The sequence below is a fragment of the Gordonia sp. CPCC 205515 genome, from assembly GCF_048537925.1.
Taxonomy (GTDB): domain Bacteria; phylum Actinomycetota; class Actinomycetes; order Mycobacteriales; family Mycobacteriaceae; genus Gordonia.
On record NZ_JBCLVJ010000020.1, the window covers coordinates 123,857 to 133,291 of the forward strand.

A 9,435-nucleotide genomic window follows, 5' to 3' on the forward strand; every position below is an offset into this window, starting at 1 on the left:
AATCGTCGGATTGTCAACAATTCGACGATGTGGAGGCAGTTGAGTCGTCAGCCCGAGTTCTTCATCGCCTCGAGTGCCGCGCTGAGCGCCTTCAGCCCGTCCAGTGCCTGCTGCCACGCGGCGGTGTCGATCGCGGCTGCCATCGCCTCCGCAGCAGCGCGATGTTGCGGGCTGATCCGGTCGTTCGCGGCCCGACCGGCTTCGGTGATGGCCACCAACTTGGCGCGGCGGTGCCGCGGATTCTCCCGGTACTCGACGAGTCCTTCGTCGGCCAGCAGGTCGGCGGTGCGCTGCACGCTCTGCCGGGTGATGCCCATTGCTCGGGCGATGTCCGAGACCGACAGTGGAGTGTCGATCACCGCACCGAGCACCTGCCACCGGGTAGCGGTGAGGCCTGCTGGCTGGGCGAGTTGTTCAGCGAGGGCCAGGAACTGCCCGTTGAGGCGGAAAGTGGTCAGCGCGCTCTCGGACAGTAGGCGCTGCAGATTCGGCTGCTCGCCGATCACTGCTGGGACTGCAGCGCGTAGAAGCCGCTCGGATCGTGCTCGCCGTAGAGCTGGTACCAGGCGTCGAGGATCGCGGCGTCGTAGACGTCGAGTGCGGCGAAGACCTCGCGGGCGAACTCGATCGGAGCAACAGCGGCTGCGGTGATGATCCCCCGATCGGTGACCGCCGGTGCGTCGACGTAGTGCTCGGCTCCCGCATATCCGGTGGGTTCGAGCTGTTCGGGCGCGTTGCTGGTGTGGCGTCTATCGTCGAGAAGTCCGGCTCGGGCCAATCCGACTGTGGCGCCGCAGATTCCGGCTACCGGAATGCCGGCGTCGGCCCACCGGCGGGCGGCGTCGACGAACTCGGTGTTGCCGTCCATCCAGGTTTGCGCACCGGGCAGGACGAGCATTGCGCTGTCGGTGGGATTTACGTCGGCGAGGGTCGTGTCCGGCGTGATGGTGAGGCCGCCGATCGTGCGGATCGGGTCGGCTGTCGCGCCGACGGTGATGATCTGCAGTGATCCGGGTTCTCGCTGGTATTCGGGATTGTTGATGCCGGCGGCGACATAGCCGAACTCCCAGTCGGCGAGGGTGTCGTAAAGGGCGAGATGGACGCTTCGCATGATGTACTCCTTTCGTATATGACAGCATCCTGTCATTTAGACAGGATGCTGTCAACTACGGCCGGCTCGGGTCACGCACCGATGCGCTCCCGGATACTGCGTCCGGCGACAAGGGGTGCGGTTTCCTTGATGACGAGCAGGCAGCAGAGGCTGATCGCCATGAGGACTGCCGCGTAGACCCCAACCGGGATCACGCTGCCGGTGGCGCTTACGATCCGATTGGCGATCATGGGGGCGAGTCCGCCACCGAGGACAGCGCCAACCTGGAAGCCGATGCCGATTCCGCGGTACCGCTGCGTAATCGGGAAGAGCTCGGAGAACGTCGTCAGCATCGGACCGTACACGAAGCCGGTCAGCGCGAAACCGATCGAGATCACCGTGATGCAGGCAGCTAGGGAGCCGACGGCAGTGACCCAGAAGAGGAATGGCGCAAAGACCAGTGATGTCGCCATGCCGAACCCGATGACGGTCTTGCGGCCCAGTCGATCCGAGAGGTGGGAGCCGAGCACGACGGTCGCCGCGTGGCATGCGAGCGCGATGGTGCTGCCGAAAACGACTGGGGATCGGTCGAATCCGCGTCCGGGATCGGTCTCGGTCAGGAAGGACAGCATGAAAGTGAACAGCAGGAAGGCGTAGCAGTTCTGGCCGAGATTGATGCCCGCGGCCAGAGCCACGCGTCGCCAGTTCTGACGGAGAACCGCAAATGTCCTCGGTCGATCCTGTGCGGTTTCTTGCTGATTCATGAACTCGGGCGTTTCGCTGATTCGCGTCCGGGTCCAGACACCGATCGCCAGCACGATGCCGCCGATGAGGAAGGGGATGCGCCAGCCCCAGGACACGACCTGATCCATCGGCATGAGCAGCACCAACGCAAACGACAGGTTGGCGAGTATGCCGCCGACCGGCGAGCCGAGTGTGACGAACGAACCGTACAACCCACGGCGGTGTGTCGGCGCGTGTTCGGCCGCCAGCAGAGCGGCACCGCCGATTTCACCGCCACGTGAGATACCGTGCACCATTCGCAGGAAGATCAGGATGACCGGCGCCACGATGCCGATTGCCTGGTAACCCGGCAGCACGCCCATCGCGAGAGTGGAGCCACCCATGAGCAGGAACGCGGCGGTAAGGGCCTTGCGGCGACCGATCCTGTCGCCGAAGTGTCCGAAGATCACCGCGCCGATCGGTGCCATGACGAATCCGACTGCGAACGTGGCGAATCCGAGGAAGGTGCCGAACCATGGGTCGTCGACGTTGAAGAAAACCTTGTTGAACACCAACGCCGTTGCGGTGCCGTAGATCGCAAAATCGTAGAACTCCAAGATGGTGCCGGCGCCGGAGGCGACGGCCAATCGGGCGGGCCGCTCCCGCGTGGTCTTTTGGGCGTCTCGGGCCATTGGGTCTAGGGTTACCACGGATCACTCCTCGTCGGTGATGGATCGCAACGGGCATGTGTTGCGATCGATGGCTGTACTCGTGGTCGATTCGATGGTGGTGGACTCGACCGAAGTAGGGAATAGGGAAAAGCCTTACGGCTCTGCAGTATTGACAGGTTGGATCGCGCGGCCAGGTGGCTGGTCGCCGGGGTCGGTCCGCTGTTGGTGGAGGTCAGTCGGTGGTGGCGAACTCCTCCTGACGGCTCAGCCGCCCCAGGGAGTCGAGCAGGCGGGCAAAATCGGCGATTCGCTGCGCTCGGTAATCGGCGACGGTGTTCTGGTCGAACGTGTAAAACCCTGCACCATCAGTGATTCCACGACGACCCGAAATCATATTGGACTCCACGAGCGGCGCCGGCGCGAAACGTTCACCCAATTCGCGGCGCAGGTAGTGCGAGGCGTGGAACAGGGTGTCGCATCCTCCCCAATCGATGAACTCGAGGAGCCCCAGGACCGCGAAGCGGGAACCGAAGCCGATGCGGACTGCGGTGTCGATGTCCTCGGCACTTGCCACGCCTTCCTCGACCATCCGTGCCGCCTCGTTCATCACCAGTGTTTGCAGGCGCGGAACGATGTAGCCGGGTGATGGGGCGCAGCGCACCGGAGTCTTGCCGACAGCGGTCAGAAGGTCCCAGGTTGTGTCGATGGTCTCGGCGGTCGTCGTCCGGCCGGGACTCACCTCCACTAACGGCATCAGATCGGCCGGGTTGAGCCAGTGTGCATTGAGGAACCGCTCGGGTGCACTGAGATAGGCGGCGAGATCGTCGGCCAGGAAGCTCGATGTGGTGGACGCGATCGGCACACGCGGCCCGACCATGGTCTCGGTCCATTGCAGGGCGTCCCGTTTGACCTCGGCCACTTCGGGTACCCCCTCGAAGACGATGCCGGTGGTGGCCATCGCCTGCGCCGCATCGGTGGCGGCGACGATGTCGACGCGACCGGCCACGTCGGCGACGCGGTCCTCGGCCAGCAGTCCGAGCGTCACCTTGTGATCGAGGGCCGCGCGGACCGCTGCGAGGAATGCGTGGTGATACGTCGCTGCGGCGCCCCCGCGATCACGGAGGTCGACGACAGTGACCTGCACGTTGCCGAACGCGAGGGCCGCCGCGATGCCCTGACCCATCCGGCCCGCGCCGACGATGGTCACGTGGGAGACAGTCACAGTGCATCACCGGTCGTGGCGAGTTGCCGGGTGTAGCCGGCATCGAGCACGTCGGCCAGACCGGCGCGGTCGAAGTCTGCCAGTCCGAGCCGCCCGAAGGTGCGTCCCGCCGAGCCCGTAGGGCGGCCGGTGACAGCACTGGCGAGAGCTAGCAGTCCATCGGCCACCGGCGTGGACACGCCTGCCCAGCGCGCCACCGAACTGAGCAGCGCAAGACCGATTTCCACGTCCTCGGTCATGTAGCGGTGCGTTCGCAGGTCGATGTTTTCCCGCCAATCGCCGCTGTCGGTGAGCTTCTCGTGGGCGGCGTTGCCGTACATCCATTCGTCGCCATCGGCGGTGTAGTGGTCGGCCAGCGGGAAGTGCGGGGCCGCGTAGCCCAAGGCCGTCCGGACCGCGATCCGCTCGGCATCGAGCGCGGAGGTGACCCGACGGATCGACTCCTGAGTGCCCTCGTTGTGGATGTCCCACGATGGAAAGTGCTCCAGCGGACCGGCATTCATCAGAATAAGCGGTGGGTGAATGATCGGACCGGCATTCATCAGGGCGCCGCTGAGCGTGTCTTCGACACGCTCGATCGCCGGGTACACCTCGGCGAGTGCTGACAGGGCGCGGTCGGTGTGGCGGGCCGGGAACACGCCTGTGGGCAGGCGGGTCGCGTAGCCGCTCACCACTACTCGAGCGTCGCCGTGCTTACGGGCGAGGTAGGGCAATGTGCCCGTCTCGGCGAACGCGACGTCGGCGTCGTTGCCGATCTCGCGCAAGGCTTGCGCGAAGACGATTGAGCCGAAGCTGCCCGGCGGAAGGTACACCACCTGACCGTCGCGTAGGTGCGGCGCCATCTGCCGCGCAAGCGATTCGTGCGCGTGCGCCGGTACCGGCGCGATCACCACCCGGGCATCGCGCAACGCGTCGCCGAGATCCTCGACCACAGCGATTCCGTCGGAAGTGCCGACCGCGACCTGACGACGACCACGATGATCGTCGATCTCGAGGACGCCACGAGCGACCAGCGGCTCGAAGCCAGCATGGTCGCGCCGCCACCACGTGATCCGGTGCCCGTTCTCGATCATTTCCGCAGCTGCGGCGTATGAGCCGTGACCGCCGCCGATGACACAGACCTGCACAGTTACCTCCTGGTTGTTACCGCTGTTCGCGGTCGTGATGGGCTGTGAGGAAACGTAGGAGCCGGATCGCCGAATGTCTCGGGGTTGTGCGATAGCGAAAAACGATCGGGCTGTGATGCAGGATTGTCCTGTGCCCGACGACCTCGATTATCAAATCGTGCACGCGCTGCAGGTTGCACCGCGTGCACCCTGGGGCGTGATCGGCGACGTGGCAGGGGTCAGTGCTGCCACGGCATCCCGTCGCTGGGAGCGGCTCGTGGACAGTGGCTTGGCGTGGATCGTGACCTATCCCGGCGCGGCTTATCTCAACACCAGGTGCAGCGCGTTCGTAGAGGTGCAGACTGCGGCGGGACGGGGCGAGGTCGTCGCACGGCTCGCTCATGATCGCCATGTTGCGACCATTCAGCGCATCGCCGGCGACGGTGACCTGCTGCTGACGGTGATGATCGAGAGTCTGGACCACCTGGGTGATTGGGTTCAGGAACTCGCCGACTGGGACGGTGTGGCCAGAACTCGAACGCGGGTGGTCACCCGAGTGCTCGGCGAGAGCGAACGGTGGCGAGTGCATGCGCTGACCGAGGACGAGGAGGCGGTGATCGCCGAGCACAGACCGGTCAGTCGGCCACTGGCCCACGAGCCAGACGAGATCGACCTCAAACTGATTGCGGAGTTGGCAGCGGATGGACGTCGTTCTGCGGTTGACCTCGCGGCGGCAACGGGTTTGAGCGCACCGACGGTCCGGCGCCGGCTCACGAACCTGGTCGGTGAACACGTCCTGTCGATCCGATGCGAGGTGGCGCATGTGATCAGCGGATGGCCGGTCACCGCCAACGTATGGGCTCGTGCGACATCGCGGTCGATCGCGGCGTTGAGTACCGCGCTCGGCGAGTTGCCCCAAGTGCGGGTCTGCTGCGAGGTGACCGGTACCGCGAACATCATCATGGGGGTCTGGTTGCGCACCGTCGGCGAACTCGCCGAGTTCGAGCAGGAGTTGGAAGGTCTCGTGCCCGGCCTGGTTGTTGTCGACCGATCGGTGACGCTGGCGACACCGAAGCGGTTGGGGTCGTTGCTCGACAGGTCGGGATGCCGTACGGGTGCGGTGCCGGTGGTCCTGTGAGTCGCTGATGTCCCTTACGGTGGGATCATGACTCCGGATCCGCCTGTGGTGACGCTGTTGGGGTCACCGAATGCTGCACAGCCGCACAACCTCGCCGAGATCGAGCGCATCGCGACGGTGCGCTACTGCACGGAAGCCGACCTGGGGGCCGCGCTGCCCGGCTCCGAAGTGTTGTTGGTGTGGGACTTCTTCTCCCGTGCGCTGAAAGACAATTGGGGTCCGGCAACGCAGGACCTGCGCTGGGTGCACGTATGCGCGGCCGGGGTGGATTCGCTGCTCTTCGACGACCTGCGGGACTCGAATGTGGTGGTCACCAACGCGGCGGGGGTATTCGATCAGCCGATCGCCGAGTTCGTTCTCGCATCAATCCTCGCCCGCGACAAGCAGTTACACGAGTCCAAGGCCTATCAGCGGGAGGTGGAGTGGCGGCACCGTGAGACGACGCGGACCGCGGGCACCTCGGCGCTGGTGATCGGTACCGGCGGTATCGGCCGGGCCACGGCCCGGCTGCTGCGGGCCGTCGGTCTGCGGGTCGAGGGGGCCGGGCGCACCGCGCGGGTCGACGACCCCGATTTCGGCACCGTGCACGCCACGGCAGACCTCGCCGAGTATGTGGGCGGCTTCGACAACGTCGTCGCGATCGCCCCGCTCACCGCGCAGACCGAACGCATGATCAACGCGCCCGTCCTGGCGGCGATGCGTCGCGATGCGCACCTCATCAACGTGGGACGCGGGGCGCTCGTCGACGAGTCGGCCTTGGTCGATGCACTGCGGACCGGCGAGATCGGTGCCGCGTCCTTGGACGTCTTCGACACCGAACCACTCCCGGCCGACAGCCCGCTGTGGACCATGCGAAACGTCGCGATCTCGCCCCACATGAGCGGCGACGTCCGCGGGTGGCGGGACGTGCTCGCGGACCTCTTCCTGGACAATCTGCACCGCTACCTCGAGTCGCCCGCGGTCCCGGCCGGCGTCCTGCGCAATGTGGTCGACAAAGACAGAGGCTATGTCGCGACCGCTCCGCGCGGCCCTCGATAGTAGGCTGTAGCGCGATGACCATCGTGTATTTCGTGATCGCTGTGCTGGCGCTGATTGGTGCCGGGGTTCTGCTGTGGCTGGATCGGCAGCGCTCGAGTGTCGCGCGCCATCAGCGCGCAGTCTGGGGTGACCAGCACGAGTTCAAGTTCCGTGAGTCGGACACCAAGCTGCGCAAGGTGTTTCACCGCGCGACCATGAACCTGCCGGAGACGGCGACGGTTCAGGATGTGGCATTCGGGCATTACGGTGGCGCGGAAGCGGTGGTGTTCGACGTCGCCGAAACCGCGACTGTGGTCGCTGTGCGCCGGTCGACGACCTCGCGCGTCGTCGTCGACCTCCGCCACGAGGACGTCCTCGCCCCGGCCGAAGAGGACGTCGAACTCCTCGGCGCGATGGGTCCGCGAGTGATGTTCTCCAACAATCTCGAGGTCGCGCGGCGGGTGTGCGATCGCCGCATGGTCACGCTGGCGAATACCGCCCCGTCCTACATCGAGGTGCTGTGGAACGAGGGCAATTGGGCGGTCGGCTCGATGCCACTGACCAAGGACAACGAGCATCTCGACACCGGACTAGAGGTCGTGCGGCGTTTCGCCGACCTCCTGCGGGTGCTGCCGCCGGTCACCGACCCGCAGGATGCGCCCGACCCGCGGGACCCGCACGGCCCGACCCGCGCGGAGTTCGCCGACGAAAAGACCGATCACATGCGCGACGCCGAGCGCCGCGCCCGGATCGAGGCCGGCGAGCAGGCGTGGAGTCCGGCTCCCGACGTGGCCCCGCAGGCTCCCGACGCGGCTCGGCCGGCTCCCGACACCGCACCGCCGGTGACGCCGTCGCGTCCGGCGGCGCCGTCGACCGGTGCCGAACCGGCCGGACCGCCACCGACGACCGGCCGTCGCATGCAGCCGATGCCGGTGCAGCCCACGGATCGGCCCAATCGCCACCGCGCTCCGTAATCTGAGCACCCCGAATCGAAGAATGAGTGAGATGACTTCGTCAACACCCTCGGTCGACGCTGCCGATCTTGCCCGTCTGGCTGCGCTGGTCACCGAATTGTCGGTGGTCCGCGGCAAGGTGACCTTGTCGTCGGGCAAAGAGGCCGACTACTACGTGGACCTTCGGCGCGCGACGTTGCACCACGAGGCGTCCCGGCTGATCGGGACGCTGATGCGGCAACTCACCGCCGACTGGTCTTACGACTCGGTCGGTGGCCTGACGCTCGGCGCCGATCCCGTCGCAACGTCGATCATGCACGCCGACGGCCGGCCGATCGACGCGTTCGTGGTGCGCAAGGCGGCCAAGGCACACGGCATGCAACGCCAGATCGAAGGCCCCGACATCGTCGGCCACGACGTGCTCATCGTGGAGGACACCTCCACCACCGGTGCCTCACCGTCGACCGCGGTCGAGGCGGCCCGGGCGATCGGCGCGAACGTCGTCGGCGTTGCGACCGTCGTGGATCGCGCCACCGGTGCCGACGAGGTCATCGGCAAGCTCGGCGTGCCCTACCGTTCGCTGCTCGGATTGGCCGACCTCGGACTTGCCTGACGTGGCTGCGGGCCCTGACGATTCTGTGAGCCCTGAGGATCCTGGGGGCCCTGACAATCCTGTGGGCGCCGACGAGCCCGGTCCGACCGAATGGCAGGCGGGACCGACGGTGGGTGTCGGTCCGTGGGACGTCGAACGTGACGGACCACTGCCGACCGATCCCCAGTACGACCCGCAGTTGCTCGCCGACGGCGACACCCGCAACGTCGTCGACCCCTACCGGTACTGGACGCGGGAGGCGATCGTCGCCGACCTCGACACCCGGCGACATCCGTTTCATGTGGCCATCGAGAACTTCGCGCACGACGCCAACATCGGGACCGTGGTACGCACCGCCAACGCGTTCCTGGCGTCCGCGGTGCACATCGTCGGACGACGGCGCTGGAATCGGCGGGGCGCCATGGTCACCGACCGCTATCAGCATTTGCGTCATCACGAGAACGTGGCGGATCTGATTGCGTGGGCACGTGATTCGGGGCTGACCGTCGTGGCGGTGGACAACACCCCGGGTGCGCAGCCGCTGGAAACCGTTGCGCTACCGCGAGATTGCATGCTGCTGTTCGGGCAGGAAGGACCCGGGGTCAGCGACCACGCCCAGGACCATGCCGACCTCACCGTGTCCATCGCGCAGTTCGGTTCCACTCGCAGTATCAATGCCGGTGTGGCAGCGGGGATTGCGATGCACGCGTGGGTGCGGCAGCACGCGGATCTCGAGCAGGCGTGGTGACGGCTGGTCACGCAAGCCGACCACCCCACGCGCCAGCACGAACGTTGACAGCGCCGCCTTCCCGCCACGGGCCTTTCGTGTTGACAGCGCCCTGAATTTCCTTGACAGCGCCCAGATTTTCATCGACGGCGCCTGTGACGTCGTTATCCTGGGCGCTGTCAACGAAATTCAGGGC

At 66.2% G+C, this 9,435-nt stretch carries 10 protein-coding genes; 5 read left to right on the forward strand and 5 right to left on the reverse strand.

The window, feature by feature from the left end; translation table 11 throughout:
• Positions 1-47: 47 nt before the first annotated feature.
• The 5 genes from AAFP30_RS26040 to AAFP30_RS26060 all read right to left on the reverse strand — a co-directional run bounded on the left by AAFP30_RS26040 (position 48) and on the right by AAFP30_RS26060 (position 4,833).
• Complete coding sequence (locus AAFP30_RS26040; RefSeq protein WP_419232963.1) at positions 48-503, reverse strand: MarR family winged helix-turn-helix transcriptional regulator; 456 nt, start codon at positions 501-503, stop codon at positions 48-50.
• Positions 503-1,111, reverse strand: coding sequence for a DJ-1/PfpI family protein (locus tag AAFP30_RS26045; RefSeq protein WP_419232946.1), 609 nt, complete (start codon positions 1,109-1,111; stop codon positions 503-505). The genes AAFP30_RS26040 and AAFP30_RS26045 overlap by 1 nt, the downstream gene beginning before the upstream one ends.
• A 71-nt stretch (positions 1,112-1,182) precedes the next feature.
• The gene (locus AAFP30_RS26050) at positions 1,183-2,505 is read right to left on the reverse strand and encodes an MFS transporter (RefSeq protein ID WP_419232947.1); all 1,323 of its coding nucleotides are present in this window, start codon (positions 2,503-2,505) and stop codon (positions 1,183-1,185) included.
• Between the two features lie 211 nt (positions 2,506-2,716).
• Positions 2,717-3,706, reverse strand: coding sequence for a 3-hydroxybutyryl-CoA dehydrogenase (locus AAFP30_RS26055; RefSeq protein WP_419232948.1), 990 nt, complete (start codon positions 3,704-3,706; stop codon positions 2,717-2,719).
• Positions 3,703-4,833, reverse strand: coding sequence for an NAD/NADP octopine/nopaline dehydrogenase family protein (locus tag AAFP30_RS26060; RefSeq protein WP_419232949.1), 1,131 nt, complete (start codon positions 4,831-4,833; stop codon positions 3,703-3,705). Before AAFP30_RS26060 ends, AAFP30_RS26055 begins: the two co-directional genes overlap by 4 nt.
• Positions 4,834-4,963: 130 nt before the next feature.
• Between AAFP30_RS26060 and AAFP30_RS26065 the strand changes: the two genes are divergently transcribed.
• The 5 genes from AAFP30_RS26065 to AAFP30_RS26085 all read left to right on the forward strand — a co-directional run bounded on the left by AAFP30_RS26065 (position 4,964) and on the right by AAFP30_RS26085 (position 9,260).
• A complete protein-coding gene (locus AAFP30_RS26065) occupies positions 4,964-5,950 on the forward strand; it encodes an Lrp/AsnC family transcriptional regulator (protein WP_419232950.1) in 987 nt (328 codons plus the stop codon).
• Positions 5,951-5,977: 27 nt separating this feature from the next.
• Positions 5,978-6,988: a D-2-hydroxyacid dehydrogenase gene (locus AAFP30_RS26070; protein WP_419232951.1), complete on the forward strand. Its 1,011-nt coding sequence runs from the start codon at positions 5,978-5,980 to the stop codon at positions 6,986-6,988.
• A 14-nt stretch (positions 6,989-7,002) separates the two neighbouring features.
• Positions 7,003-7,941: a hypothetical protein gene (locus AAFP30_RS26075; protein WP_419232952.1), complete on the forward strand. Its 939-nt coding sequence runs from the start codon at positions 7,003-7,005 to the stop codon at positions 7,939-7,941.
• Between the two features lie 31 nt (positions 7,942-7,972).
• Positions 7,973-8,533, forward strand: coding sequence for an orotate phosphoribosyltransferase (pyrE, locus tag AAFP30_RS26080; RefSeq protein ID WP_419232953.1), 561 nt, complete (start codon positions 7,973-7,975; stop codon positions 8,531-8,533).
• A gap of 61 nt (positions 8,534-8,594) precedes the next feature.
• The gene (locus AAFP30_RS26085; RefSeq protein WP_419232955.1) at positions 8,595-9,260 is read left to right on the forward strand and encodes a TrmH family RNA methyltransferase; all 666 of its coding nucleotides are present in this window, start codon (positions 8,595-8,597) and stop codon (positions 9,258-9,260) included.
• Positions 9,261-9,435: the final 175 nt, after the last annotated feature.